The 26,344-nt window shown below is 65.4% G+C and carries 23 protein-coding genes and 1 tRNA gene; 11 read left to right on the top strand and 13 right to left on the bottom strand.

Going from position 1 to position 26,344, the window contains the following annotated elements:
• Nucleotides 1-55 precede the first annotated feature (55 nt).
• From DAEP_RS0101340 to DAEP_RS0101330, 3 genes are all read right to left on the bottom strand, one after another.
• Nucleotides 56-2,332: a glycosyltransferase family 2 protein gene (locus DAEP_RS0101340; protein ID WP_027243408.1), complete on the bottom strand. Its 2,277-nt coding sequence runs from the start codon at nt 2,330-2,332 to the stop codon at nt 56-58.
• A gap of 203 nt (nt 2,333-2,535) precedes the next feature.
• Nucleotides 2,536-2,622, bottom strand: a tRNA-Leu gene (locus tag DAEP_RS0101335).
• Nucleotides 2,623-2,933: 311 nt separating this feature from the next.
• Nucleotides 2,934-4,550, bottom strand: a complete 1,617-nt coding sequence (locus tag DAEP_RS0101330) for a peptidoglycan-binding domain-containing protein (protein ID WP_027243407.1) — start codon at nt 4,548-4,550, stop codon at nt 2,934-2,936.
• A 129-nt stretch (nt 4,551-4,679) separates the two neighbouring features.
• On the opposite strand from DAEP_RS0101330, the gene lipB reads away from it, so the two are divergent.
• Nucleotides 4,680-5,330: a lipoyl(octanoyl) transferase LipB gene (lipB, locus tag DAEP_RS0101325; RefSeq protein ID WP_027243406.1), complete on the top strand. Its 651-nt coding sequence runs from the start codon at nt 4,680-4,682 to the stop codon at nt 5,328-5,330.
• Here lipB and DAEP_RS0101320 read toward each other — a convergent pair.
• On the bottom strand, nt 5,327-7,015 hold the full coding sequence (locus DAEP_RS0101320) for an alpha/beta hydrolase (protein ID WP_027243405.1): 1,689 nt from the start codon (nt 7,013-7,015) through the stop codon (nt 5,327-5,329). The two genes, lipB and DAEP_RS0101320, sit on opposite strands and share 4 nt — an antisense overlap.
• Nucleotides 7,016-7,382: 367 nt before the next feature.
• Nucleotides 7,383-7,808 carry an HIT family protein gene (locus DAEP_RS0101315; protein WP_027243404.1) on the bottom strand — a complete coding sequence of 142 codons (426 nt, stop codon included), beginning with the start codon at nt 7,806-7,808 and terminating at the stop codon, nt 7,383-7,385.
• 233 nt (nt 7,809-8,041) lie between these two features.
• Here DAEP_RS0101315 and DAEP_RS0101310 point away from each other — a divergent pair, with 233 nt between their 5' ends.
• Nucleotides 8,042-9,715, top strand: coding sequence for a cytochrome c oxidase subunit I (locus tag DAEP_RS0101310; protein WP_008555249.1), 1,674 nt, complete (start codon nt 8,042-8,044; stop codon nt 9,713-9,715).
• 152 nt (nt 9,716-9,867) lie between these two features.
• Entirely contained in the window at nt 9,868-10,350 is a 483-nt protein-coding gene (locus DAEP_RS0101305; RefSeq protein WP_027243403.1) for a DUF2244 domain-containing protein, read from the top strand.
• A gap of 95 nt (nt 10,351-10,445) precedes the next feature.
• On the opposite strand, the gene DAEP_RS0101300 is transcribed toward DAEP_RS0101305, so the two are convergent.
• Nucleotides 10,446-10,919 (bottom strand): GatB/YqeY domain-containing protein, encoded by a 474-nt coding sequence (locus DAEP_RS0101300; RefSeq protein WP_008554621.1) that lies wholly within the window; start codon nt 10,917-10,919, stop codon nt 10,446-10,448.
• Nucleotides 10,920-11,101: 182 nt separating this feature from the next.
• Between DAEP_RS0101300 and carA the strand changes: the two genes are divergently transcribed.
• A complete protein-coding gene (carA, locus tag DAEP_RS0101295) occupies nt 11,102-12,262 on the top strand; it encodes a glutamine-hydrolyzing carbamoyl-phosphate synthase small subunit (protein WP_008556709.1) in 1,161 nt (386 codons plus the stop codon).
• Nucleotides 12,263-12,372: 110 nt separating this feature from the next.
• Nucleotides 12,373-14,325 carry a glycosyltransferase gene (locus DAEP_RS0101290; RefSeq protein WP_027243402.1) on the top strand — a complete coding sequence of 651 codons (1,953 nt, stop codon included), beginning with the start codon at nt 12,373-12,375 and terminating at the stop codon, nt 14,323-14,325.
• On the opposite strand, the gene DAEP_RS0101285 is transcribed toward DAEP_RS0101290, so the two are convergent.
• On the bottom strand, nt 14,285-14,929 hold the full coding sequence (locus DAEP_RS0101285) for a GntR family transcriptional regulator (protein ID WP_027243401.1): 645 nt from the start codon (nt 14,927-14,929) through the stop codon (nt 14,285-14,287). The two genes, DAEP_RS0101290 and DAEP_RS0101285, sit on opposite strands and share 41 nt — an antisense overlap.
• A 143-nt stretch (nt 14,930-15,072) precedes the next feature.
• Between DAEP_RS0101285 and DAEP_RS0101280 the strand changes: the two genes are divergently transcribed.
• The 3 genes from DAEP_RS0101280 (at nt 15,073) to DAEP_RS0101270 (ending at nt 17,404) form a co-directional block, all read left to right on the top strand.
• Entirely contained in the window at nt 15,073-15,717 is a 645-nt protein-coding gene (locus tag DAEP_RS0101280) for a pyrimidine 5'-nucleotidase (protein ID WP_027243400.1), read from the top strand.
• A 162-nt stretch (nt 15,718-15,879) separates the two neighbouring features.
• The gene (locus DAEP_RS0101275) at nt 15,880-16,128 is read left to right on the top strand and encodes a hypothetical protein (protein ID WP_008555153.1); all 249 of its coding nucleotides are present in this window, start codon (nt 15,880-15,882) and stop codon (nt 16,126-16,128) included.
• A 79-nt stretch (nt 16,129-16,207) separates the two neighbouring features.
• The gene (locus tag DAEP_RS0101270; protein WP_027243399.1) at nt 16,208-17,404 is read left to right on the top strand and encodes a UbiH/UbiF family hydroxylase; all 1,197 of its coding nucleotides are present in this window, start codon (nt 16,208-16,210) and stop codon (nt 17,402-17,404) included.
• A gap of 76 nt (nt 17,405-17,480) precedes the next feature.
• Here the strand turns inward: DAEP_RS0101270 and DAEP_RS0101265 are convergent, their stop codons facing one another.
• The 3 genes from DAEP_RS0101265 to DAEP_RS0101255 all read right to left on the bottom strand — a co-directional run bounded on the left by DAEP_RS0101265 (nt 17,481) and on the right by DAEP_RS0101255 (nt 19,714).
• Nucleotides 17,481-18,605, bottom strand: coding sequence for an aminotransferase class V-fold PLP-dependent enzyme (locus tag DAEP_RS0101265; RefSeq protein WP_027243398.1), 1,125 nt, complete (start codon nt 18,603-18,605; stop codon nt 17,481-17,483).
• Between the two features lie 198 nt (nt 18,606-18,803).
• Complete coding sequence (locus tag DAEP_RS0101260; protein ID WP_008557658.1) at nt 18,804-19,262, bottom strand: Lrp/AsnC family transcriptional regulator; 459 nt, start codon at nt 19,260-19,262, stop codon at nt 18,804-18,806.
• Nucleotides 19,259-19,714 carry an Lrp/AsnC family transcriptional regulator gene (locus DAEP_RS0101255; RefSeq protein ID WP_027243397.1) on the bottom strand — a complete coding sequence of 152 codons (456 nt, stop codon included), beginning with the start codon at nt 19,712-19,714 and terminating at the stop codon, nt 19,259-19,261. The genes DAEP_RS0101260 and DAEP_RS0101255 overlap by 4 nt, the downstream gene beginning before the upstream one ends.
• Before the next feature lie 132 nt (nt 19,715-19,846).
• Between DAEP_RS0101255 and ilvC the strand changes: the two genes are divergently transcribed.
• The 3 genes from ilvC to DAEP_RS0101240 all read left to right on the top strand — a co-directional run bounded on the left by ilvC (nt 19,847) and on the right by DAEP_RS0101240 (nt 22,974).
• Nucleotides 19,847-20,869, top strand: coding sequence for a ketol-acid reductoisomerase (ilvC, locus tag DAEP_RS0101250; RefSeq protein ID WP_008555490.1), 1,023 nt, complete (start codon nt 19,847-19,849; stop codon nt 20,867-20,869).
• A 198-nt stretch (nt 20,870-21,067) separates the two neighbouring features.
• On the top strand, nt 21,068-21,976 hold the full coding sequence (locus tag DAEP_RS0101245; RefSeq protein ID WP_027243396.1) for a DMT family transporter: 909 nt from the start codon (nt 21,068-21,070) through the stop codon (nt 21,974-21,976).
• 92 nt (nt 21,977-22,068) lie between these two features.
• Nucleotides 22,069-22,974, top strand: a complete 906-nt coding sequence (locus DAEP_RS0101240; RefSeq protein ID WP_027243395.1) for a DMT family transporter — start codon at nt 22,069-22,071, stop codon at nt 22,972-22,974.
• A 12-nt stretch (nt 22,975-22,986) separates the two neighbouring features.
• Here DAEP_RS0101240 and glmM read toward each other — a convergent pair whose 3' ends face one another.
• The 3 genes from glmM to DAEP_RS0101225 are packed head-to-tail and all read right to left on the bottom strand — an operon-like array spanning nt 22,987 to nt 26,271.
• A complete protein-coding gene (gene glmM, locus DAEP_RS0101235; protein ID WP_027243394.1) occupies nt 22,987-24,333 on the bottom strand; it encodes a phosphoglucosamine mutase in 1,347 nt (448 codons plus the stop codon).
• A 25-nt stretch (nt 24,334-24,358) separates the two neighbouring features.
• Nucleotides 24,359-25,354 carry a dihydropteroate synthase gene (gene folP / locus DAEP_RS0101230; protein WP_027243393.1) on the bottom strand — a complete coding sequence of 332 codons (996 nt, stop codon included), beginning with the start codon at nt 25,352-25,354 and terminating at the stop codon, nt 24,359-24,361.
• On the bottom strand, nt 25,351-26,271 hold the full coding sequence (locus tag DAEP_RS0101225; RefSeq protein ID WP_027243392.1) for a dihydroneopterin aldolase: 921 nt from the start codon (nt 26,269-26,271) through the stop codon (nt 25,351-25,353). Before DAEP_RS0101225 ends, folP begins: the two co-directional genes overlap by 4 nt.
• Between the last annotated feature and the right edge of the window lie 73 nt (nt 26,272-26,344).

Raw genomic sequence — 26,344 nt, 5'->3', positions numbered from 1 at the left:
GGCGCAAATTAGCCTTTGACTCAAAATGCTGTCAAATTGCCCGGGCGCGGAGGCCCTAGTGTTTGGTTTCCCCGCGCGCCACCGTGAACCAGAAGCCGCTGTCCGGATCCTTCTCGGCAATCTCGTCCGGGATCACGCCGGGGCCGCTGAGGAAAACGTTGGCGCCGAAATGCGCGTGCATCCGCGACAGCTTGCGCAGCTTGTCCCCGGTCAGTTCGCGAAACAGTTCCAGCATGTCATCCCGCGTCTTCAGCTCCTCGATCTTTTCGCGGTGCTTGCGGCAGGCGTATTCATGCGCCGCCGCGATTTCCGGATCCGCCAGAAGCCGCGCCATCTCCGCCTCCAGCGCCGGGATCATCCGCTGGATCGAGCGTTCCTCCTCGGCGTTGTTGTTCATCCGGAACCAGTAGGACAGGCCCTGGTCGCGGTCGACGTGGTTGACCCGGCCGCGGTCGCGCTTGACCAGAAAGCTTTCGGCGCTGCGCACCGCATAGTGGTTCAGCTGCACCAGGTCATAGCCATAGGTGCTCAGCGACGAGCGCCAGCCATTGCGGAACATCTCGCGCGGCATGTCCCGGCCGGAGCCGTTGACCCAGCGGATGTCCTCCCACAGCTGCGGCTTCAGCCCCTTGGGCCGGTGGACCCCCAGTTTCTTGAAGATGCCAGTGTTGCGGAACAGCGTCTTGAAGCCCCAGGCCTGATGCGGCTTGCGGGTCACCTCAAAGGCGCAGCGGGTGAAGTCGCGCAGGATCAGGCCGCCGGTGAAATCGCGCACATCATTGTTGCCGAACAGCCGCCAGGTCATCGAGATCATGTTGGCACCGCCCGCAGCCGCGAACAGGTCGGCCAGCCGCCCCGAGCCGCATTTGATGTTGATGAACTCATCCACATCCATGCAGACCAGCCAGTCGGCGTTCTTGACAACCGCTTCATCCTCCGCCGCCTGCAGGGCCGCGTGCTGCGGTTTCAGGCCGGATCCCCGGAACGGGTTTTCGCGGTGCTGCACAAGGCCTTTTTCCTGCAGCATCTGCAGCATGGTGTCGGTGCCGTCGGTGCAGTCGTTGGTGTAGATCAGAAAATCATCCACCCCGATCACCCGGTGATAGGCCAGCCATTCCAGGATGAACGGGCCCTCATTTTTCATGGTGGTGACGATCGCGGTCCTGGGTTTGCCGCCGCTGCGTTTGACCGCCTGTTCTTCAGGGATGCGCACGGGTTTGGCGCCGAAATGCCCCGTGGCAAGGTCCAGCAGTTCCGGGTTTTCCACCAAGCTGGTTTTCGGCACGATCCTGGACACCGTTTCGGTGGGATGGCGCAGGGCCATGCAGCGGTAGAACCGCAGATCATCCGCCGGTGCAGGCTCCGCCCCCACCACCCGGATCAGGCGCCAGATGGTGCTCTCCCTGGCCTTGGCGGGCGCCAGGCACCAGCGCGGGCGCAAGCCGGTGGCGTCGAACTGGGTGCAGATATGGTCCGCGAACGAGGCCTCGCTGTCCTTGCGCACCCGCCAGGGGTAGGCCTGCACCCCGCCCAGCCGCACACAGCCGCTGGGGGCCTCCGCCGCGCGGTCAAAGACACTGGGGCCGCCGCTGGGGGCCAGCAGATCAAACAAATCGATATTGGCCACCGCCCGCGCCCGTGCCAGAAAGCGGGCGCGCAGGATCTCGTAGATCAGGAATTCGCCCAGCGGCGCACGCCAGGGATCTGCGGGCGGAATTTCCATCCGGTCCTTGCCCGGTGCGCCCGGCACGTTGAAGGGGTGCGCCTCCTCCGGCAGGCCGTCCTTGCCCAGAGGCAGTTTGGAATGCACCACCACAACCCGCTGCAGCCCCTTGATGCCCGCTGCCTGCTCCCGCAGGGCCTGAATGAACAGCCGGCTCTCCTGCGGCGGCGCCCGGTCAAGGATGACCGCGCCTTGCAGACCATGCTGCGCCGCGTGAAACCGCAGCCATTCCACCGCCGTCCGCACCGTTTCGCCATTGCGCACGGCGGCCAGCACGTTCAGGCCCGCAAACAGCTCCGTCTCATCCGGGTGCAGGCCGATCTCAAACCGCGTGCCATCCACGGAAACCGCAATCGGGCCGCTGGCGTCCTCGGCCTCCACGTCCAGAACGGGCGCCCCGCCAAAGTTGTGCAGGATCGTTTTGCCGGACCGGGAGGCCGTTCGGAGTGCTTCGGGCCGGGTGCCGGATTTGAAGAAAAGCCGGGCCAGGCGGCCGTTGCTGCCAGGCATCGCGACCGCATCCAGCAAATCAGCGTGCCGCAAGGACAGCGCGCAAAGCTCGCGTTCAAGGATCCTGCTGTCGCGCTTCCCGCTTTCTGGACTGGACATACTGCTGCTTCACTTTGGGGCGTTTTTGGCCCCGCAAGCCGCGCCCCGGGGCATCTGCGCTTATAACCGGCCCGCCAATGTGCCGGAACCAGGAAACGCCGCAGCCCGCCGCCAAATCCGCCGGCCACTGATATTCCAGCAACAGACCAACCAGGCAAAGCGCCACACCGGGCGCCGAAGAGGGGATATTTTTCTTGAAAAGTTGGTGCGGTCGAGAAGACTCGAACTTCCACTCCGGTTAAGGAACAGCGACCTCAACGCTGCGCGTCTACCAATTCCGCCACGACCGCACTGTCTTAGGCTTGGTGTAGGGGCGTATAGACCAGCGCGGAAGCGATGTGAAGACGAAAATCGCCTTTTCGCCACAGATTGTTCGCCGCAGCCGCGAACGCCGCCTAAGCGCTGGAAAACAGACGTATAACCGGTCCGCCCTTGCTGTTTTCCGAGGCCCCGCTGCCGGTCAGGCGGCTGGCGCAGCCACCTGGCGGCGCAGGCCCGCCTCTCCGGGCGGGCGGCTGCAAGAGGCCGGCAGCGGGCCATGATTCACCAGTGGCACAGCTGCCGGCCTTTCGCGCTGCGAAGGCAGGGCGCCTCCCCTTCCTCAATCAGAGGAGAAAGAGGGCAGCGCCGCCGCGCCGCTGGAGGCCTGGACCGGCTGCACCCGGCCGCCCGCCAGCTTGGCCGAGGCCGCCTTGATCAGTTCAGGACGCCCGGGCTGTCCGGGAGCGAACACCGGCGCGGTGCCGCTTTCCAGCGAGATCACCGCCATGCTGTACCACTCCTGCGCCTTTTCGGCCGCATTCGGGGCGCCGAAGCCCAGCGCCAGGTGGTGGCCGATCAGCTCCGCATAGGGACGCTTGCCGGTGCCGGTCAGGATCAATGCCGCGCCCAGCGCCACGTCCATGTCATCGCGGCGGTAGCCGGAGAACAGGCAGATCCCGGCGGTATTGGCCAGCTGCTCCAGCGACATGCCGGATTGCAGCACGAATTTCTGCACATCCCCCATCACCTCGCCGCTGCCTGCGGTGCCAAGTTTGGCCAGGAACGGCTGCACCGCCGGGCCGAAGGCATCGCACTGGCTGTCGATCTGCGCTTGGGTCACGCCCTTGACCTTGCCGGCCTGCGTCTCCCCTGCGTTTATGGCATAGGTCCGGGCCAGGCAGAACTGCTCGCCCAGCGCCAGTTCCGGGTCGGTCATGCTGGCAGCCGTCATGAAGCCGCCGTTGGAGCTGGTCAGCAGGCTGACCTTGCTGCAATAGCTGGTGAGCGAGGCGCTTTCCTTGGGCTGGTCAAACAGGGTGATCCCGCCCAGCGGCACGCTTGGCTGCGCGGCAGCGGCGGTCACCGTGCTGCGGGTCTCCTGCACGGCCTGCACCGGGGAGTCGGCGCCGGCATCCACCATGCGGCAGGCGCCCTGGTGGCAGGCGAAGCTGGCGGGCGTCACGCCGCGCGCCAGGAAGTCGTTGCGCTGGTACCCCTGTGGGGTCGAGGCAAAGACCATCACCGAACAGTTGGAAGCACCGCACCAGAACGAGCTGCCGGAAACCGAGGTGTCCAGCACATAGTCGTTGCGGCCGTCGCCGTTCAGATCTGCCAGCTGCATGAAACCGGTGCGCTGCAGAAGCTGCTCGCCCGAGGGTTCGGAGCTGGCGGCGACCTCATCCACCGCATGGCTGACTTCCGGCGGCAGGCCGCCGTAGGTGTTGCCGCCATAGCTGCTGCCGGCGGTGCGCAGTCCAGCCGCCTCATCGCGCCAGCCGTGCAGCAGGCCGCGCACCCCCTGCGGGCCCTGCATCGCCTTGATCACCTGCGGGCCGCCGATCTGCGCGCGGTTGTAGGAACTGACAAGAAAGTTGCGCTCATACGGAGCCAGATGGCCGGTGGCCGGATAGCCCATGTGGATCTGATACTCGGTGATGGCCGCACGCGACCGCCGGCCCAGAACCCCGTCGGCGGAGCCGGCATTGAAGCCAAAATAGTTGAGCGCTGTCTGGGTCTCGCGGTTTTCAGCCCGCGCAGCGGAATAGACCGGCGCCTGGCGGTAGGTCCTGGTGGTGGTGCGCTGGCGCTGCTTGTTCTTGTGAATTTCATTGACGATAACGCCGCCAATGACGCCCCCGACAATTGCGGCGCCCAATTCGTCCGCGATGGCAGGGCCCGTGGCCGAGGTTGCCAGGAATGCGGCCGCCAAGGCCGGCTTGAGCGGCTTGGTAAACATGATACTCGCCCCCTATGGATACTCGTTACGGAATCAGGATACTCCACAGGCAGCACCTGCACCTAGGAATTTTCCGGCCGAATTGCCGGCCTGCCCCTTGCGCACGGATGGAAAAGGACAGTTTCGGCCATGGTTGAGTGGATCACTGCAGACGGTCTTGTTGAGTATGATCAAGCGGTTGCCTTCATGGAAGAGCGCGCGGCAGCGATTGCTGCGGGCACGGCGGAAGAATGCATCTGGCTGGTCGAACATCCGCCGCTTTACACCGCCGGCACCTCGGCCAAGCGTGAAGATCTGACCGATCCGGACCGTTTTCCCGTCTATGAGAGCAAACGCGGCGGCCAGTACACCTATCACGGGCCGGGGCAGCGGGTGGTCTATGTGATGCTGAACGTCGGCCAGCGCGGCCACGACGTGCGCCGGTTCGTGGAGCAGCTGGAGAGCTGGGTCATCGCCGCGCTTGATGAGTTCAACATCAAGGGCCACATCCGCGACGGCCGGGTCGGCGTCTGGGTCGAGCGCCCGGACAAGCCGCGCACCGTCTCGGGCAGCATGGCAGAGGACAAGATCGCGGCCATCGGCATCCGCCTGCGCAAATGGGTGAGCTTTCACGGCATCTCGATCAACGTCGAGCCGGAGCTGGAGCATTTCACCGGCATCGTGCCCTGCGGGATCACAGAATACGGGGTCACCAGCCTGGTCGACCTGGGCCTGCCGGTCACCCTGGCCGATGTGGATGTCGCCCTCAGGCGCAGCTTTGCGCAGGTGTTCGGAGACTAAGACGAGTCCAGTGCCGCTGCGGCGCAGTCCTGCAAGGCTGTCAGAACCAGCTCCGGAAAAGTGTAGAACACCAGTGCGCCCGCATCCTGGCTGACACACAGCTGGGCGCCGCCAAGCCCGCTCAGCGCGTCCCGCACATCCCGCAGCGGCGCCACGTGATCCTCGCCGCCATGCAGGAAGACCGCCCGCGTCCCGCGCGGCAGCGGCAGCTTGGGGACGCCCCGCCGCATCATCTGCACATCCGTCAGGAACCCGGCCCCGCCCTGTTGCAGGAACAGCGCCTGGCTCTGCTGCAGCAGCGGCAGCAGAGCCATTTTTTGCAGCAGCGCTCTTTCGCGGCTGCCGCGGGCGGTCTGGAACCGCAACAGCGCCTTGGGGCCGTACCAGCGCAGCGCCGCGGACCAGCCCTTCATCAGCAGCGGCAGCAGCCAGCCGGCACGCGCGGCGCAGACGGCGACAAGCCAGGCATACCCCCGCAGCCCGGAAAACTGCCGCGTCGAGGTGATGGAGCAATTCGGAGCCACCGCCACCAGCCCGGCGATCCGCCGGTGCAGGCGGTTGGCGGCGCGGCAGCCGTAGAGCACGCCGCCGCGATGGCTCAGCAGCACCGGGCGCTGCAGGTTTTCGCGGTGCATCAGCCCCTCCAGCTGCCGCACGAAGGCGTCCGCCGGATCCTGCCCGCGCGGCAGCGGCGCCGAGCCGCCGTAGCCGGCCCGCATCGGCGCATAGACCCGGAACCCAAGCATCCGCAGTTGCGGCTGCAGCCGCTGCAGCGGCGCGATGCCGTCCAGCAGCCCGTGCACGAAGACCACGGGCTGGCCGGTTTCCGACCCCAGCCGGAAATACTGGCAGCGCAGCCCGCTCGTGTCCTCGAACTCCTCCGCAGGCGGCAGCAGCTCTCCGCGCGCAATCTTCAGATCCCGGGTGTGTTCGGCCATCAGGAAGGCGGTCAGCCGGATCAGCTCTGCCGTGCCCGGCGCCCCGGCCCGTGCGGCGGCCTGCTGCAGCCCCCCCGCCACCCTGCCGCCGGGGCCGCTCAGCACCGCTTTCAGCGGCCTGAGGTCAGCTTTTTGCAGGCCAAAGGCCGCCGCGACCTGGCCCGCGGCTTCGCCGTTCCATTCCCACTCCAGAAGCTCTGCCATCACGGCCGCCGCGCCGCCTGCGGCGTCCAGCCGGACCGGGCGGCACAGAAACCGCTCACCGGGACGGCGGGTTCGCAACACCAGAACGTCCTGCCACGAGAATGCCCCCTGGCGCACCTGCTTCAGAAAGGTATGCCAGCGGCCGGCAGCCGCCCGGGTAAGCCCCATAGCTGCGGCGAGACTGCCGCGGCCCTCGATTTGCCCCGCCGCCCGCTGCGATGCATTAAGCAGCCTGCCGCCGGTTCCGGTCCCGGTCCCGGCTAGCAGCCAGAACCGGCTCCCCATACCGCAATAGCTGCCGGGGTGCGGCCGCCCGGCCTGCTCCCATTGCTGTTCCTGGATCTCCGCGGCGCGGGCAAAATGCGCCCGCAGCACCGGCGCCCCCCGCGGGCGCTGCGGCATCTGGCTGCCCGCGGCGGCCTCGCCTGCCGCCGTCGGCCCGGTGAAAAACCGGTCGAACTGCTCCGGCCGGATCATGGTCTCGTAAATTGCGGCGGCGACCTGCTCCTGGGACAAGGCCTGCGCGCGGTACAAGAGCGTCACGGCGCCCCTCCAATACTGCTATCCGGGCCAAAGAGACCGCGCGCGCCGCAAGCATAGGACAGCGTGCGGGCGCAACGGCCCGCACGGTTCAGGCATTCAGCCTGTCATAAATGAAAACCCGGCATTTGCGCCCCTGACAGAGCAGCCAATTGGTGCCGGACCACCCCAATTCCAGGGGCCCTATACGCTTGGGCGCGTGCGCCCTCTCTGACTTACAACCAATTTGAGAAACAGGTATGATCAAATTCAACTGAAATTCAACATTTAATTCAAATGCCCGCTGCCGCGGAAGATTTCACCAATAATTCACAGTGAAAACGCCGCCTGACCCGGCGGCGTCCCCATGGCGCTGCGCGGGCGGCAGCCGTCAGTCCCGGCCAAGGGCCGCGCGGATCTTTTCCGCCAGGGCCTGAATTTGGTCCATGTCGCCCATCTGCCCGGGCGGGCGCAGCCGGTCGCCCTCCTTGCGCGGCAGCACATGCATATGCAGGTGAAAGACCTCCTGCCCGCCGGCCGCCTCGTTGAACTGCTGCACGGTGACGCCATCTGCGTCCAGCCCCTTGATCACCGCATGGGACAGCTTCTGCACCGTCTGCATCACCGCTGCCATCTGCTCCGGGCTGGCATCCAGCAGGTTGCGGCAGGGGGTTTTCGGAATCACCAGCAGATGCCCGTCCGCCCGCGGCATGATATCCATGAAGGCCAGCGTCTCGTCATCTTCATAGACGCGAGTTGAAGGGATTTCGCCTCGCAGGAGCTTGGCAAAGATGTTGTCGGGATCATATGCGGGCATGCGCCTGTCCTCCATAATGGCTTTTCCCGGTTGTGCGCGCGCCCGAACGCCAGGTCAAGCGCCGCCGGTCCGGAACACAGCCTTCGGTTTCAAGGCCCTGCGGCAATAAATCTTGATCCAGATCAAACTCCGCCATTGAAGGCCACGGCGGGCCATTCTAATACTCCGAAGGAATCCAGGCCGCCCGGAGTCCGTCTCCGGGGGCCTTTCGTTATGCAGCAGGAGGCACCTAAATGGCAGACGCAGCCATTCATGGTCACGGCCACGAGGACGAGCGGAGCTTTTTCACCCGCTGGTTCATGAGCACGAACCATAAGGATATCGGCATTCTTTACCTGATCGTTTCGGCGATCGCAGGTCTCATCTCCGTCATCTTCACCGTCTACATGCGGCTGGAGCTGATGGACCCCGGCGTTCAGTACATGTGCCTGGAGGGTGCGCGCATGTTTGCCGACGCCTCCGCGGAATGCACCCCGAACGGCCATCTCTGGAACGTGATGATCACCGCGCACGGCATCCTGATGATGTTCTTCGTGGTGATCCCGGCGCTGTTCGGCGGGTTCGGCAACTATTTCATGCCGCTGCAGATCGGCGCGCCGGACATGGCGTTCCCGCGCATGAACAACCTCAGCTTCTGGATGTATGTCGCAGGCACCTCTCTGGCGGTTCTCTCGGTTGTCTCCCCGGGCGGCAATGACCAGCTGGGCTCCGGCGTGGGCTGGGTTCTGTACCCGCCGCTGTCGGTGAACGAGGGCGGCTACTCGATGGACCTGGCAATCTTTGCGGTTCACGTCTCGGGCGCGTCGTCGATCCTGGGTGCGATCAACATGATCACCACCTTCCTGAACATGCGCGCCCCGGGCATGACCCTGTTCAAGGTGCCGCTGTTCAGCTGGTCGATCTTCGTCACCGCCTGGCTGATCCTGCTGTCCCTGCCGGTTCTGGCAGGCGCCATCACCATGCTGCTGATGGACCGCAACTTCGGCTTCACGTTCTTTGACGCGGCAGGCGGCGGCGACCCGATCCTGTACCAGCACATCCTGTGGTTCTTCGGCCACCCGGAAGTGTACATCGTGATCCTGCCGGGCTTCGGCATCATCTCCCACGTCATCGCCACTTTCGCCCGCAAGCCGGTCTTCGGCTACCTGCCGATGGTCTGGGCGATCATCGCCATTGGCGTCCTCGGCTTTGTCGTGTGGGCGCACCACATGTACACCGTCGGCATGTCGCTGAACCAGCAGGCCTACTTCATGCTGGCCACCATGGTGATCGCGGTGCCCACGGGCGTTAAGGTGTTCTCCTGGATCGCCACCATGTGGGGCGGCTCCATCGAGTTCAAGGCGCCGATGATGTTCGCCTTTGGCTTCCTGTTCCTGTTCACCGTCGGCGGTGTGACCGGCGTGGTGCTGTCGCAGGCGGCTGTCGACCGCGCCTATCACGACACCTACTATGTGGTTGCGCACTTCCACTACGTGATGTCGCTGGGTGCGGTGTTCGCGATCTTCGCAGGCGTCTACTTCTACTTCGGCAAGATGACCGGCCGCCAGTACAACGAGCTGGGCGCCCAGATCCACTTCTGGATGTTCTTCATCGGCGCCAACCTGACCTTCTTCCCGCAGCACTTCCTGGGCCGTCAGGGTATGCCGCGCCGGTACATCGACTATCCGGAGGGCTTTGCCTACTGGAACAAGATCTCCTCCTACGGTGCGTTCCTGTCCTTTGCATCGTTCCTGCTGTTCTTCGGCGTGGTGATCTATTCGCTGCTGCGCGGCGCCCGCGTCACCCAGAACAACTACTGGAACGAATACGCGGACACGCTGGAGTGGACCCTGCCCTCCCCGCCGCCGGAGCACACCTTTGAAATCCTGCCCAAGCAGGAAGACTGGGACCGCTCGCACTCGCACTAAGCGGCGTGAAGCACTGACATCAGAAAAGGCCCCGGAGCATCCGCTCCGGGGCCTTTTTCCTGACACCCGCCCACGGTATCATGGCGTTGGAAATCCGGACTTTCCGCCACATCATTAAGAAAAGAAGCTCACCTCACAGTAGACACTGCCCGATGCCTTACAACTGGACCCGACCGCAAACCGGTGCCGAACGCGAGCTGCACCTCTGGCCGCATCAGTCGCTGCCGCCGCAGGGCTATGCCCGGTTCCTCGCCCTCACCGCCGCGCTGATCTGCGTGCCGCTGATCCCGGTGCTGGGCTCTGTCCTTCTATGGGGGCTGCTGCCGTTTCTGATGCTTGCACTGTTCGGCATGAAATGGGCGCTGGACCGCAGCCGCCGCGACCACCAGATCCTGGAGGTGCTGACCATCGGCCCGCAGGACGCGCATCTGGAGCGGATCAACCCGGACGGCAGACGGCAAAGCTGGCACTGCAACCGCCATTGGGCGCGGGTCGAGATGCACGACCGCGACGGCCCGGTGCCGCATTATGTCACCCTGCACGGCTGCGGCCGCGAGGTGGAGATAGGCGCCTTCCTGTCAGAGGAGGAGCGGGTCGCGCTTTACGGCGACCTCAAATCCGCCTTCACCCGCTGAGCCGCAAAAGAAAGGGCCCGCGATGCGGGCCAGCTCTCTTTATCTTTCCCGAAATACTCCCGCCGGAGGCAGCGCGCGCCAGCGCGCCCGCCCGGTCAGCAGCCGCCCTTGCTGCAGAGCCGGTCCTTGACCATCGGGCCGGCTTTGCCGAAATCCATCTGGCCGGTGTATTTCGCCTTCAGCGCGGCCATCACCTTGCCCATGTCGCGAATCGATTCGGCGCCGGTTTCAGCCACCGCGGCCTTCACCGCATCCGCGGCTTCCTCTTCGCTTAGCTGCTGCGGCAGGAATTCCTCGATGACGGCGATCTCGCCCAGTTCCCGTTCCGCCAGATCCAGCCGCCCGCCTTCCTCGTAGGCGCGGGCGCTTTCCTTGCGCTGCTTGGTCATCTTGCCCAGGATGGCCAGAATTTCCTCATCGCCGATGCTGCTTTCCTCGCCATCGGCGCGGGCCGCAATCTCGCGGTCCTTGATGGCCGCATTGATCAGCCGCAGCGTGGCCAGCCGGTCGGCGGCCTTGTCTTTCATCGCCTGCTTCAGGGCCTGATTGACCCGCGTGCGCGTATCCATATTCAAAAGCATCCCCATGGTTGCCGGACACCGATGGTTATCCATTCTGCCGCCGCTGTGCAAGTTTACAGTAAATTTTCCATTCCGGACCCCGCGTCAGCCTGCCCGCCCCTTGCCGGGTTGACCCGCTGCCGCGCCCCCCTTACAAGCCCATGAATTTAACCCGCATGGAGACTCGCGCAATGGCCGCTTCTGCCCCGTCCAAGCCCACCGCATGCCTGGCGCTCGCTGATGGCACCGTCTTTTACGGCACCGGCTTCGGCGCCACCGGCGAAACCGTGGCCGAGCTCTGCTTCAACACCGCGATGACCGGCTATCAGGAGATCATGACCGACCCCTCCTATGCGGGTCAGATCGTCACCTTCACCTTCCCCCACATCGGCAACACCGGCGTGACCCCGGAGGATGACGAGACCGCCGATCCGGTTGCCGCCGGCATGGTGGTGAAATGGGACCCCACGCTGGCCTCCAACTGGCGCGCCACCGAGGAGCTGAAGGACTGGCTCACCCGCACCGGCCGTATCGCCATCGGCGGCGTCGACACCCGCCGCCTGACCCGCGCGATCCGCCAGCAGGGCGCGCCGCATGTGGCGCTGGCGCATGACCCTGAGGGCAACTTCGACGTCGAGGCGCTGGTCGCCAAGGCGCGCGGCTGGTCCGGCCTGGTGGGTCTGGACTTGGCCAAAGACGTGACCTGCGCCCAAAGCTACCGCTGGGACGAGATGCGCTGGGCCTGGCCTGACGGCTACGCCCGCCAGGAAAACCCTCAGCACAAGGTTGTCGCCATCGACTACGGTGCCAAGCGCAACATTCTGCGCTGCCTCGCCAGCGCCGGCTGCGACGTGACCGTGCTGCCCGCCACCGCCACCGCGGAAGAGGTGCTGGCCCACAACCCCGACGGCGTGTTCCTGTCCAACGGCCCGGGAGACCCGGCCGCCACTGGCGAATACGCGGTGCCGATGATCCAGGACGTGCTGAAAGCGGACCTGCCGGTCTTCGGTATCTGTCTGGGCCACCAGATGCTGGCGCTGGCACTGGGGGCAAAAACCGTCAAGATGAACCACGGCCACCACGGCGCCAACCATCCGGTCAAGGAGCATTCCACCGGCAAGGTCGAGATCACCTCGATGAACCATGGCTTTGCGGTGGACGCGCAGACCCTGCCCGAAGGCGTGGAAGAAACCCATGTGTCGCTGTTTGACGGCTCCAACTGCGGCATCCGGGTATCCGGCCGCCCGGTGTATTCGGTGCAGCACCACCCCGAAGCCAGCCCCGGCCCGCAGGACAGCTACTACCTGTTCGAACGCTTTGCCGAAGCGATGGCCGAGCGCAAATCTGCGTAAAAAAGCTGTTAACCATGCCGCCGGCCGGCATGGTTAACGCCGCGTTTACCGTTTTTTAAGCCGCCGCCGCCAGCCTGAGGGCCTGACGGGTTTACTGGTGCGGGCAGGCGATGGGTTATGTGTCACAACCGCTGCGGCAGGTCTGGCTGCCGCAGCCTGCGGAGCAGCCTTTCCCGGGCCCGCAGCAGCCGCTGGATGGCGCCGGCATGATGCGCGCGCTGGTGCTGCGCCAGCACCAGAAGGCAGCGCTGGGACGGGTGCTGGTGGCCGAAGGGCTGGCCAGCGAGGAGCAGGTTCAGGAAACGCTGGCGCGGCAGTACCGGATGCCCCGCGCCGATCTGGCCGGCCAGATTGCCAACACCCGGCTGCTGGCCCGCAAACCCGCCCAATTCTGGCTGCGCCATTGCGCCCTGCCCTGGCTGCAGTTGGGCAAGACCGTCACCGTTGCCATTGCTCACCCGGACCGGTTCGAGGCGCTGCAGCACGAGTTGCAGGACAGCTTCGGGAGCATCACGCCGGTGCTGGCGGGCGAGGCGCAGATCACCGCCCTGCTCACCAGCCATTTCAGCCCCGCCCTGGTGCGCGAGGCCAGCAGCAGCGTGGTGCCGCAGCTCAGCTGCCGCACCCTGCAGCCTGCCCGGGGCCGCGCCGTGGCAGCCGCCTGCGCCCTGCCCGCCCTGTACCTGTGCTGCACTGCACCGGCGGCGCTGTTTACCGTCTTCAGCCTGCTGGCGCTTGCGTCGGTGCTGCTCTTCACGGCGCTGAAGGCCTGCGGGCTGGCGGCCTATTGGTCCGCCCACGCCCGCTGCAGGCGCCCCGCCACCCCGCCTCTGCTGCCTGCCCCGCGCCCGCAGCAGGGGCCGGACCTGCCAGTCATTTCGGTCATGGTCCCGCTCTACAAGGAGGCCGAGATCAGCCGCGCCCTGCTGACGCGCATCCGCAAGCTCAGCTATCCCCGGGCGTTGACCGACGTGATCCTGGTGCTGGAGGAACAGGACAGCGTCACCCGTGCCGCGCTGGAAAACACCCGACTGCCGCCCTGGATCCGGGTAGTGGAGGTCCCGGCCTTCGGCGGGCTGACCACCAAGCCGCGGGCGATGAACTACGCGCTGAACTTTTGCCGCGGCGCCATCATCGGCGTCTGGGACGCCGAAGACGCGCCGGAGGCGGACCAGCTGGCCAAGGTGGCGCAAGCCTTTGCCCGTGCGGACAGCAAGACCGCCTGCGTCCAGGGAGTTCTCGACTATTACAACCCGCGCACCAACTGGATCTCGCGCTGCTTCACGCTCGAATACGGCAGCTGGTTCCGCATCGTCCTGCAGGGTATGTCCCGGCTTGGTCTGGTGATGCCGCTGGGCGGCACCACCATGTTTGTCCGCCGCCATGTGCTGGAAGAGCTGGGCGGCTGGGACGCCCACAACGTGACTGAGGACGCCGACCTGGGCGTCCGCCTCTACCGCGCCGGCTACCGCACCGAAATGCTGCCCAGCACCACCTATGAGGAGGCCAACTGCCGCCCCTGGCCCTGGGTCAAGCAGCGCTCGCGCTGGCTGAAGGGGTTCATGCTCACCTACCTGGTGCACATGCGCCAGCCGCTGCGGCTGCTGGGCGATCTCGGCTGGAAACGCTTCCTGGGGTTTCAGGCGTTCTTTCTGGGCACCCTGGGGCAATTCCTGTTTGCGCCGCTTTTGTGGTCGTTCTGGCTGATTGCCCTGGGCCTGCCGCATCCCAGCCAAAGCGTGGCGCCGCCGCTGCTGCTGCCGCTGGCGGCGGCTGCGCTGGTGTTTTTCGAACTGCTGGGCGTGCTTATCTGCATCACCGCTGCCCGGGACATGGGCCGCCCCTGGCTGGCGGCCTGGGCGCCCGTGATGGTCCTGTATTTCCCGATGGGCGCCCTCGCCGCTGCCAAGGCGGCTTATGAGCTGGTGGCCCGCCCCTTCTTCTGGGACAAGACCGCCCACGGCGTCAAACCCAACGCCAAACCCGGTGCCAAACCGCGCCGCAAATCCCGGCTCGGACGGTTCAGCTCCGCCCCTTGGCGTCCTGTTTTAAACGGGTCATGAAGGCAATGGAGATGTGATCCTTCAGCGCCTGGCCCGCGGCATCCTCGTCGCGGCGGCTGATCGCATCGACGATCCCCTTATGCTCGCACTGGGCTATCTCGCTGCGCCCTTCCGCTGCCAGCGAGGTGGTCGCCATCAGCGCCATGGTCCGATGCACCAGGTCCAGCTGCTGCACCAGATACCGGTTGTGCGAGGCCAGATGGATCTGCTCATGAAACCGGCGGTTGGCCTTGGACAGCGCCGCCGGATCACCGACAAGCTGGTCATCCGCCTCGACCATCTCCTGCAGGACACGGATCTCTTCCTCGGTGGCATGGCGCGCCGCCAGCCGCGCCGCCAGCCCTTCCAGCTCGCGCCGCACCACATAAAGCTCCGCCATCTGGTTGTGGTCCAGCGAGGCCACGATCAGCGACCGCCCGTCACGCTCCAGCAGCGATTGCGTCTCCAGCCGCTGCAGCGCCTCTCGGATCGGAGTGCGCGAAACGCCAAAGCGCTCGGCCAGGTCGCTCTCCACCAGCCGGTCGCCCGGTTTGTAGACCCCTGAGTCGATCGCTTCGAGGATCAGCGCATAGGCGTCTTTCTGGTTGCTGCGGCTCTGGTTCATTGTCGTTCCTGTTTTTTTCCGGTCCGCCAATCTCTACAGGCCAAGGGGCAGCAATCAACCCTGATGGCGCCAATGTGCTGAAAACCCGCAGGCAAAATGCGCTTTTGATTGCAATCGCGGCCATCGCGCCCTAATCCGGCGGCATGCCCAAACACGCCTTTTCCCATGTCTCGCAATGGGTGTTCGACCTCGACAACACCCTGTACCCCCCGTCCGCGCGGCTGTTCGACCAGATCGAGGTCAAGATGACAGCCTATGTGATGGACGCCCTCAGGGTGGACCGGGCCGAGGCCGACCGCCTGCGCAGCCACTACTGGCGCGAGCACGGCACCACGCTTGCGGGCCTCATGCGCGAGCATGATCTGGATCCGGAACCCTATCTTGTGGCGGTGCATGACATCTCGATGGACCACCTGGAGGAGGATGCAGACCTGGCCGCAGGCATCCGCAACCTGCCGGGCAAGAAGATCGTCTACACCAACGGCTCCGCCCCCTATGCCGAGCGGGTGCTGGCCGCACGCGGGCTGTCGGGGCTGTTTGACGGCGTCTTTGGCGTCGAGCACGCGGACTACCATCCGAAACCGGAGCGGCGCGCCTTTGACAGGGTATTTGCCCGCGCGGGCATCGCCCCGCAGCAGGCGGCAATGTTCGAGGATGACGCGCGCAATCTCGCCGCACCGCATGAGATGGGCATGCGCACGGTGCATGTGGCGCCAGAGCCCGTGGACGCCGCGCACATCCATCATCATTCCCATGATCTGGCCGGTTTCCTGGCACGGCTGATCTGATTTTCCGGCGCTTACGGCGGCCCGTGCAGGGGGGCGATGCCCCATTTCTGCATGTGCACAATCGCATACCGGCGAATCTTCGCACCTGCGGCAAAATATACCTGTTTGCCGCATGTTTTCGTCCCTATATGCGCCGCGTACCCAAACGTAGGAGCCTGACCGATGAGCGCATATGCCCTTCCCGCACAACTGACCCTGTGGCAGCGAATCCTGTTTGCCGTGCCGCTGTTGGGACGGATGATCAAGGAGGTGGCCTACGGCCCGGCAGAAAACCTCTATTATGCCATCGCGACCTTCGTCAGCCTGTGGGGCTGCGCGATCCTGCTGTTCGGCATTCCGGGGCTGTACCTCCCGGCGCTGGCGATGGTGCCGGTGATGTTCACCCTGCTGATCACCATCACCCGCGGCTAAGCGCCCTATCTGCCGGTATCGGCTTGTCTTCCCCCGCCGTCCGAGCCTATTTCTGGCCACAGAACGGAGGGCTGACGAGATGGCCGATACCTGCGATATCCTGATTTCCGGCGGCGGCATTGCGGGACTGACCGCAGCCGCCGCTTTTGCCTCCAGCGGCTTCAGCGTCATCTGCGCGGACCCCGCCCCGCCAGTGACCGAGCGCGACGCCGAAGGATCCGATCTGCGCACCACCGCGTTTCTGCAGCCCGCGCAAGCGCTGCTGGTGCGCTGCGGCATCTGGGCGCGGCTGGAAGCGCACGCCGCTCCGTTGCAGATCATGCGTATCGTCGATGCGGGCGGCGCCCGGCCCGAACCGCGGGTGGTCAAGGATTTCAACGCCGCCGATATCTCCGACCAGCCCTTCGGATGGAACCTGCCGAACTGGCTGTTGCGGCGCGAGATGATTGCCCGGCTGGCGGAGCTGCCGAATGTTGACCTGCGCTTTGGCACCGGCACTACGGGCCTGTTCACCCGCACCAACGAGGCGCGCGTCAGCCTCAGCGACGGCAGCCAGGCGGCCGCAAAACTGGTGGTGGCCTGCGACGGCCGCAACTCGCCGATGCGCGAGACGGCGGGCATACCGGTGAAGACCACCCGCTACGGGCAAAAGGCGCTGGCCTTTGCCGTCACCCACCCGGTGCCGCACGAGAATGTCTCCACCGAAATCCACCGCTCCGGCGGCCCCTTCACCCTGGTGCCGCTGCCCGACTACCAGGGGCAGCCGTCCTCGGCCATTGTCTGGATGGAGCGCGGGCCGCGCGCGCAGGAGCTGTTGAACCTGGACCCCGCAGCCTTCGAGGCCGCGATGACAGAGCGCAGCTGCGGATTGTTCGGCGATCTGAAACTGGCGTCGCGCCGCACCATCTGGCCGATCATCAGCCAGTCGGCGGAACGGCTGAACGGCGAACGGCTGGCGCTGATGGCCGAGGCCGCCCATGTGGTGCCGCCGATCGGCGCGCAAGGCCTCAACATGTCCCTGGGCGATCTCCGCAGCCTGCTGGAACTGGCCGAGGCCCGGCCCGAAGGCCTGGGCGATGCGCAGATGCTGGCGGCCTACCACAAGGCCCGTCACAACGAGATCCTGCTGCGGGTGAAGGGCATCGACCTGTTGAACCGGACCTCGATGCTGGCCCCGCGCCCGTTGCGCGACCTGCGCGCCTTCGGCCTCAACGCGCTGTATTCGCTGGCACCAGTGCGCAAGACGCTGATGCAGATGGGGCTGGGAGTGAAGTAAAGAAAAAGCGGCTTTCCTGGTGGAAAGCCGCTGCCTCCGGCGGGAGTATTTTTCGAAAGATGAAACGCCGGCGCGTTTACAGCACCTGATCCACGACCGTCTTCAGCCGCGCCAGAGTGGCGTCCACATCATAGAGTTTGTCGAGGCCGAACAGGCCCAGGCGGAAGGTCCGGAAATCGGCGGGCTCATCGCATTGCAGCGGTACGCCTGCGGCGATCTGGGTGCCTAGCGCCAAAAACTTCTTGCCGTTCTGAACCTCCGGGTCGCTGGTATAGCTCACCACCACACCCGGCGCGCCAAAGCCGTCGGCGGCAACCGAGGTGATGCCCTTGTCCTTCAGCATCATCCGCACGCCGTTGCCCAGCTTCCACTGCGCCTCGCGCAGACGTTCAAAGCCGTATTCTTTGGTTTCCAGCATGGTGTCGCGGAAGGCGCGCAGCGCATCGGTCGGCATGGTGGCGTGATAGGCATGGCCGCCGTCCTCATAGGCCTTCATGATGGCGCGCCACTGTTTCAGGTTCAGCGCAAAGCTGTCCGACGCGGTCTCCTCCAGCCGTGCCAGCGCGCGGACTGACAGCATCACCAGACCGGCGGAGGGCGAGGCGCTCCAGCCCTTTTGCGGGGCGGAGATCAGCACATCGACGCCGGTCGCCTTCATGTCGACCCAGGCGCAGCCCGATGCGATGCAGTCCAGCACCATCAGCGCGCCAACCTCATGCGCGGCCGCCGCCATCGCGGTGACGTAATCGTCCGGCAGAATCACCCCTGCGGCGGTTTCCACATGCGGGGCAAAGACGATGTCCGGCTTCTGCTCCTTGATCGCGGCCACCACATCTGAAATCGGCGCAGGCTCAAACGGCGAAGCACTCTCATTGCCGGTGCGGCGCGCCTTCATCACGGTCGAGGACGCGGTAAAGCCGCCCGCCTCGAAAATCTGGCTCCAGCGGTAGGAGAACCAGCCATTGCGCACCACCAGCGCCTTCGCATCACGGACGAACTGGCGCGCCACCGCCTCCATCGCATAGGTGCCGCCGCCGGGCACCAGAACCACGGCTTCGGCGTTATAGACCTCTTTCAGCATCGCGTTGATGTCCAGCATCACCTGCTGGAAGGTCTTGGACATGTGATTGAGCGAGCGGTCGGTGAACACCACCGAGAATTCATCCAGACCCTGCGGGTCGACGGTATCGAGCAATGCCATTGCGGCCTCCCTGAAATATTTCATGAAACGGCTAGCCGGTGCTGCGGGCTTTGGCAAACCCTGACTTGGCATACATCGGAACCGCCGTTCCCCGAAGGGGGATATTGACGCCGGACTGGCAAAAAGACAGCCCAGGCACGACAGGAAGCCCCCGCATTTGCGCCACGCGGGTTCCGGACCGGCAACAAAAGGGCGGCGTCAGCCCAGCGGCCCCGGCCGCCGCTCCTCGCTCAAGAGGACATTGGCCTCCACATTGCCGACGCCCGGCAGGGTCATCACCCGCCGCCGCAGCACGCGTTCAAAGTCGGAAATGTCCCGCGCCGTCACCCGCAGCCGGTAATCATACATTCCCAGAACATGCTCCACCGTCTGCACTTCAGGGATGGCTGAGACCGCGCGTTCGAAATCCTCCAGAGAGACCCGGCCTTTGGTCGCCAGCTTCACGCCCAGAAAGACAGTGACGCCGAACCCAAGCTTCTCCTTGTCGAGTTCCAGCCTGCGGCCCGCGATGATCCCCTCCTCCTGCAGCCGCTTGATCCGCCGCCAGGTTGCGGGCTGGCTGAGACCCAGTTGCCGCCCCAGCGCGCCCGCCGAAAGGGCCGCATCCTCCGACAAGGCGCGCAGCAGGGCAAAATCGAGTGCATCCAAAGCGCTCATACCGGCAGCACCTCGTCCGACTTGATCCGCGCCACATGCATCAGCGCCTCGATATCGGCGATGTGCGGCAGCGTCAGGATGCCTGCGCGGTAGATCTGCTGGTAATGCGGCATATCCCGCGCGATCACCGAAAGCCGCACGTCGACCTGGCCCAAGAAGGTCTGGATCTCCAGCACCTCCGGGATGTCACGGGCTGCGGCAATGAACTCATCAAAGGCGCGCGGATTTGTCTTGTCCAGCGTCACCCGCAGCGAGACCTCCACCGCGTAGCCCAAGGCCCGCCAGTTGATCACCGCCCGCTGGCCCAGGATCACGCCGCCCTCGCGCAGCTTCTCCAGCCGCCGCGACAGCCGCGAGGCGGTCATGCCCAGCCGGTCGGCCAAATCCGGAATCGATTGCTCCGGCTCGCTTTGCATGTAGCGCAGAATGCGCCGGTCGAGGTCATCAAGCATGATATTGTCACTAACAGCCAAATTGACGAATGACTACTGCAAAGAAGGCGTGAAAATCATGCATGACTGCAATCGCATTCCCTGCCCGCTTGCCTATGATACCTTCAAACACCAAACGAAAGGACGTGGATCATGCGCGTTTATTACGACCGCGATTGCGATGTGAACCTCATCAAAGACAAGAAAGTGGCTATCCTGGGCTATGGCTCCCAAGGCCACGCCCACGCGCTGAACCTGCGCGACTCTGGCGCCAAGAACCTTGTCGTTGCCCTGCGCGAAGGCTCCCCCTCGGCCAAGAAAGCCGAAGGCGAAGGCCTGCAGGTCATGGGCATCGCAGAAGCAGCGGCCTGGTGCGACGTGATCATGTTCACCATGCCCGACGAACTGCAGGCAGAGACCTACAAGAAATACGTCCACGACAACATCCGTCCGGGCGCAGCCATCGCGTTCGCCCACGGCCTGAACGTCCACTTCGGCCTGATCGAGCCGAAAGAAGGCGTTGACGTCATCATGATGGCGCCCAAGGGCCCGGGCCACACCGTGCGCGGCGAATACACCAAAGGCGGCGGCGTGCCCTGCCTGGTCGCGGTTCACACCGACGCCACCGGCAAGGCGCTGGAAACCGGCCTGTCCTACTGCTCCGCCATCGGCGGCGGCCGCTCCGGCATCATCGAAACCAACTTCCGCGAAGAATGCGAAACCGACCTGTTCGGCGAGCAGGCCGTTCTCTGCGGCGGCCTGGTTGAACTGATCCGCTGCGGTTTCGAGACCCTGGTCGAGGCCGGCTATGCCCCGGAAATGGCCTATTTCGAGTGTCTGCACGAAGTGAAGCTGATCGTTGACCTGATCTATGAAGGCGGCATCGCCAACATGGACTACTCGATCTCCAACACTGCCGAGTACGGCCAGTACGTCACCGGCCCGCGCATCCTGAAGTACGACGAGACCAAGGCGCGCATGAAAGAGGTTCTGCAGGACATCCAGTCCGGCCGCTTCGTCCGCGACTTCATGCTGGAGAACCAGGTTGGCCAGCCCACCCTGAAGGCCTCCCGCCGTGCCAACGACGAGCACCTGATCGAGGAAACCGGCGCCAAGCTGCGCGGCATGATGCCGTGGATCTCGGCCGGCAAGATGGTCGACAAAGAGAAGAACTAAGGCGCCCGCGGAACCCTCCGCTGACCTTACCTCTGCAGGGCGCTCCGATTTCGGGGCGCCCTTTTTCGTCAGCACTCCTATTCGCGCAATCTTAATTTCGTTGAACAATATGCCCGAATGCGGAGAACTTCATGTGATGCGCCAAGGGCAGCGCCGGACCCTGAGCGGGTGTGCAGCCGGGCGATACAGGAGACAAAGATGAACCATTCCCCCGGTGCCGCCAATTGGGCCAAGCTGCTGTTCCTCGGCGTGATCTGGGGTGCTTCCTTCATGGCGGTGTCACTGGCGCTGCGGGGCTTTCCCCCGATGACCATCGCCGCGCTCCGCATCTTGATCGGCGCGATCTGCCTGCTGGCCGTCGTCTATGCCATGGGCGTCGGCCTTCCGTCGCTGCGCGCGCGAGAGGGCCGGATCATCTGGGCCTGCGCCGCCGGGATGGGGTTCTTCACGAACGCCCTGCCCTTCACTCTGCTCAGCTGGGGACAAACTTATGTCGCCAGCGGCTTTGCCGGGGTCTGCATGGCGGTGGTGCCGCTGTTTGTGCTGCCGCTGGCGCATCTTCTGGTGCCGGGCGAGCATATGACCCTGCGCCGCACCATCAGCTTCCTCATTGGCTTTGCCGGCGTGGTGGTGCTGATCGGGCTCGACGCCTTCCGCTCTGCCGGGACGGATTTTGAATCGCTCGCCCGCCTGGCCTGCCTGGGCGCGTCGCTGTGTTATGCCATCGGCTCGATCATCACCCGCCTCTGCCCGCAGGTGAACATGCTGTCGCTCTCTGCCGCAGCACTGCTGTGCGGAGCTGCCATGATGACCCCCGCCGCGCTCTGGGCTGAAGGCGTGCCTGAGCTGCCCGCTGCCCTGCCGCTCGCCGCCGTCATCTACCTTGGCCTCTTGCCAACTGCCCTGGCCCAGGTGCTGCTGGTGCAGGTCGCCCGCAGCGCAGGCCCGGCGTTCCTGTCCACCGTGAACTACCAGGTGCCGGTCTGGTCGGTGATCTTCGGCGCAGCCCTTTTGGGCGAAACCCTGCCGCCGCAGTTGTTTGCCGCGCTGGCGCTGATCCTTGGCGGCCTCCTCCTCAGCCGCAGCCGCCGCCCGCGCATTGCCTGAACCGCAAACTGTTCGATAGATAACAAAGCAATTGCCATTGACCCCGCCCGCCCGGCGGGGTCTTGTCGCGACGTGAACGGCAAGAGGGTCCCATGCCCGACATCGCACCGCGCTACTGGCTGATGATCGCCACCCTGGGCTTTGTCTGGGGCGGAACCTTTCTGCTGATCAAGCTGGCGCTGGACGGCACCACCCCATTCTGGCTGGCGGCCAGCCGGATCGGTTTTGCCGCGCTCCTGCTCTGTGCGGTCTGGGGCTGGCGCGGGTTCAAGCTGTTCCGGGGCGAGACCAGCTGGCCCTCGCTGGTGATCATCGGCATCCTCAGCACCGCCCTGCCCTTCATGCTGATTTCCTGGGGGCAGCAGCATGTCTCCTCCGGCTTTACAGGCGTCAGCATGGCGGCGATCCCGCTGATGGTGCTGCCGCTGGCGCATGTCTTTGTGCCGGGTGAGCAGATGACCCTGCGCCGCTTGGTTGGTTTTGCCATCGGCTTTGCCGGTGTTGCGCTGCTGATCGGCGGCAAGGCGTTTGAAACCAGCGGCGCTGAACTGGAAGCCTATGGCCGCGCCGCCTGCCTGTCGGCGGCGGCGTGTTATTCGGTCAGCTCGATCCTGACCCGCCGCCTGCCGCCAGTGGACCCGGTGGGGCTGGCGGCCATCCTGCTGGTGATCGGCTGCTTCGTCATCTTCCCGGCCGCCTGGGCAGCTGAAGGCGCGCCGGTGATGCCGGACACGAAGACGCTGGTGATTGCCGCCATCCTCGGCCTGATTCCCACCGCCGCGGCCAATCTGCTGCGGGTGATCGTGGTGCGCGAGGCCGGGCCGACCTTCATGACCCTCACCAACTACCAGGTTCCGGTCTGGGCGGTGGTGCTGGGCGCCATCTTCCTGGGCGAGGAGCTGCCGCCCTCGATGCTGCTGGCGATGGTGATGATCCTGGGCGGCCTCGGCCTCAGCCAGTTCGGCAGGCTGAGCCGGCTGTTCGGCAAAGGGGGCTGAACGTCCCCTCAATTACTCGGCAACAGCCGCCTCAACCGCGGCAACCACGCTGTCGACCGCCAGCGTCATCAGCTCGGCGTCCTCGCTCTCGGCCATCACGCGCACCAGCGGTTCAGTGCCGGATTTGCGGATCAGCAGGCGCCCCTGACCGTCCAGCATCTTCTCGGCCGCGGCGATTGCCTCCTGCACCTGCTCGTCCTCCAGCGGCGCCTGGCCTGCCTGGAAGCGCACGTTGCGCAGCCGCTGCGGCACGGTTTCGAACTGATGCGCCAGGGCGGAGGCTTTCTGGCCGGTCTGCACCATCTCCGACAGGAAATGCAGCCCCGCCATCAGCCCGTCGCCGGTGGTGGCATAATCGCTCATCACGATATGGCCGGACTGCTCGCCACCCAGGTTAAAGCCGCCCTCGCGCATCCGCTCCACCACGTAGCGGTCGCCGACGGCGGTGCGCTCCAGCCCCAGTCCCTTGGCCTCCAGATGCCGCTCCAGGCCCAGGTTCGACATCACCGTCGCCACCAGCGCGCCGCCCGCCAGCTGGTCCTGCTCGGCCCAGCGGGTCGCCAGCAGCGCCATCAGCTGGTCGCCGTCGGCCACCGTGCCGGTCTCGTCGATCACGATCACCCGGTCCGCATCGCCATCCAGACAGATGCCTGCATGGGCGCCATGGGCCACAACCGCCTCTGCCGCGGTCTGCGGCTGGGTCGAGCCGCAGCCGCGGTTGATGTTCAGACCGTCCGGCGACACGCCAACCGGGATCACATCGGCGCCCAGCTCCCACAGGACTTCCGGCGCCGTCCGGTGCGCTGCGCCATTGGCGCAGTCGATCACCACTTTCAGCCCGCTGAGGCTCAGGTTGCGCGGCAGCGAGCTTTTGACACGCTCGCCGTAGCGGAAGCGGGCGTCGTCGATCCGCTTGGCGCGGCCGATATTGGCGGCCTGCGCCGGCTCGACGCCGCTGTCGATCAGCGCCTCGATTTCCAGCTCGGCACTGTCGGACAGCTTGAAACCGTCCGGGCCGAAGAACTTGATGCCATTGTCCTCCGACGGGTTGTGGCTGGCGGAGATCATCACGCCGAGATCGGCGCGCATCGACCGTGTCATCAGCCCCACCGCAGGCGTCGGCACCGGCCCCAGCAGCAGCACGTTCATGCCCGTCGAGGTCAGCCCCGCGGTCAGCGCGTTTTCGAACATGTAACCGGACAGCCGGGTGTCCTTGCCGATGACCACCCGGTGCGCCCCGGTGCCATCGCGCCGGAAATAGCGCCCGACTGCGGCACCAATGCGCAGTGCCATCTCGGCGGTCATGGGGTGGATATTGGCTGTGCCGCGCACGCCATCAGTGCCAAAAAGCTTTCGCATTATTGTTTTCCTGCCCAATAAGGCCTTAGCGGACGGCCTGCCAGAGGCGCAGCGCCTGAACCGTCTCGGCCACGTCATGCACCCGCAGAAATTGCACGCCTTGCGCCAGCGCCGCAAGCCCAGCGGCAATGGACCCCGGCGCACGGGCCTCTGCGCGCGGCTCTTCGCCGATCCTGCCGATAAAGCCCTTGCGGGACACGCCCAGCAGGATCGGGCAGCCAAGCCCGTGAAACAGGCTGAGATTGCGCAGGAGCGTCAGATTATGCTCTTGCGTCTTGCCAAAGCCGATGCCGGGGTCGATCACGATCTGCTCGCGGATTACGCCGATGGCTTCCAACCGGTCGATCTGCTGCTCCAGGAAGTCATAGACGTCCAGCAGCACGTTGTCGTATTGCGGGTCCTGCTGCATGGTGGCGGGATCGCCCTGCGCATGCATGATGCAGACCGGCACGCTGGCCTGCGCCGCCAACGGCGCCAGCGCGGGGTCGAAGGTGAAACCCGAGACATCGTTCAGCAGATCGGCGCCCGCCTCCAGCGCTTCCAGCCCGACTGTGGCCTTGCGGGTGTCGATGGACACAGGCACCGGGCTTTCGGCACGGATTGCCGCAATCACCGGCGCGGTGCGAGCGATTTCTTCGGCCTCAGCCACTTCCGCGGAACCTGGGCGGGTGGACTCGCCGCCCACGTCAATGATCGTCGCGCCGTCGGCAACCATCTGCAGCGCCGCGGCCTTGCCTGCCTCGACGCCTGCATGTTTGCCGCCGTCGGAGAAGCTGTCAGGGGTCACATTCAGAATGCCCATGATCTGCGGCTGGGTCATGTCCAGCCCGGCGATAGAAGCGCGCCGCGCGCTCAGGCGGCGGCGCTCCTTCTCGGGCACCAGCCCGGCCGGTGCAATCCGCGGCGGCGCCTCGCGGCTCAGGATCTCAACCTCGGTGAACCACAGGGCACTGCCCGCCAGCGGGACCGCGCCCTCGGGGCGCGCCTCGCCATGTCGAACCAACGGCCGGTAATATATCACAGTTGTGCTTGCTCCACGCTGACGCCCCGCAACGGGACGCCGGGATTATCAGGTAAATTCCCGCCAAGCACAATCATTTCACCCGCCCTGAACGTGGCGGCAAACCAGGCCGCCAGCGCCACCGAATTCGACGGCGGCGCCGAGGGCCCGTCCACCGAGTCCAGCACGATCTTGGAGGGCGCCCAGACGCAGATCTGGCCGTTCTTCATCGCCCAGTCCAGCTCGGTGCGGGTCGACACCACAACGCAGCGCTCGTCCCTGGCTGCCAGCCGCCAGGCGTTCTGTTCAATCGCCAGAAGGTCGATCCGCCTCTGGGTCCATTTGTGCCCTGTCGAGGGCACCGGCAGCGGATGGGTGCCGACGCACAGGATCAGCGGCCGCTTCCGGCATTGCATCTGGTCGATCCAGCCGGTCAGGTTCTCGCTGTCGATAGCGTCGTTGGAGAGATACATCAGACGCGGATGCGGACGCTCTTCCTCATTCACCAGATGGCTGATCTGATCCTTGGAGCGCACCACCTCGACACCCAGCGCGCCGGGGCCGCGGTCCAGCTTCTCGATCCGCACAAAGGCGCGCACCGCCTGATGCTCCAAGAGGATCCGCTCGGCCACGCGTTCGGCTAGGGTTTCCAGCAGGTTCAGACGCTCGGCCGCCAGCTCATGCGCAATCGCCTCCGTCACCTTGTCGTAGGACAGGATGCGGTCGACATCGTCATCCAGGTCCTTGGGCAAGGGCGCCACTTCGACCACCACGTTGAAACAGATCCGCTGGGTGGTGCCGCGCTCCGCCTGAAAGGCACCGATCTCCACCTCAACGGTGTGGTCCCGCAGGGAGATGCGGTCCAGCGGACCCGGTGCGGCGGTCGCCACGGAACGCTCGGAGGGGTGCGCAAAGGCGAGGCGGATTTCAGAGGGCATGGGAAACGGGCCTTTGGCTGGCTGTGTCGGGTGTGGGTCCCAACAATAGTCTTTCGGCGCCTTCATAACAGTC

The organism is Leisingera daeponensis DSM 23529, from assembly GCF_000473145.1.
GTDB classification, from domain to species: Bacteria; Pseudomonadota; Alphaproteobacteria; order Rhodobacterales; family Rhodobacteraceae; genus Leisingera; species Leisingera daeponensis.
This window is presented reverse-complemented; position numbering and strand designations above follow the sequence as displayed.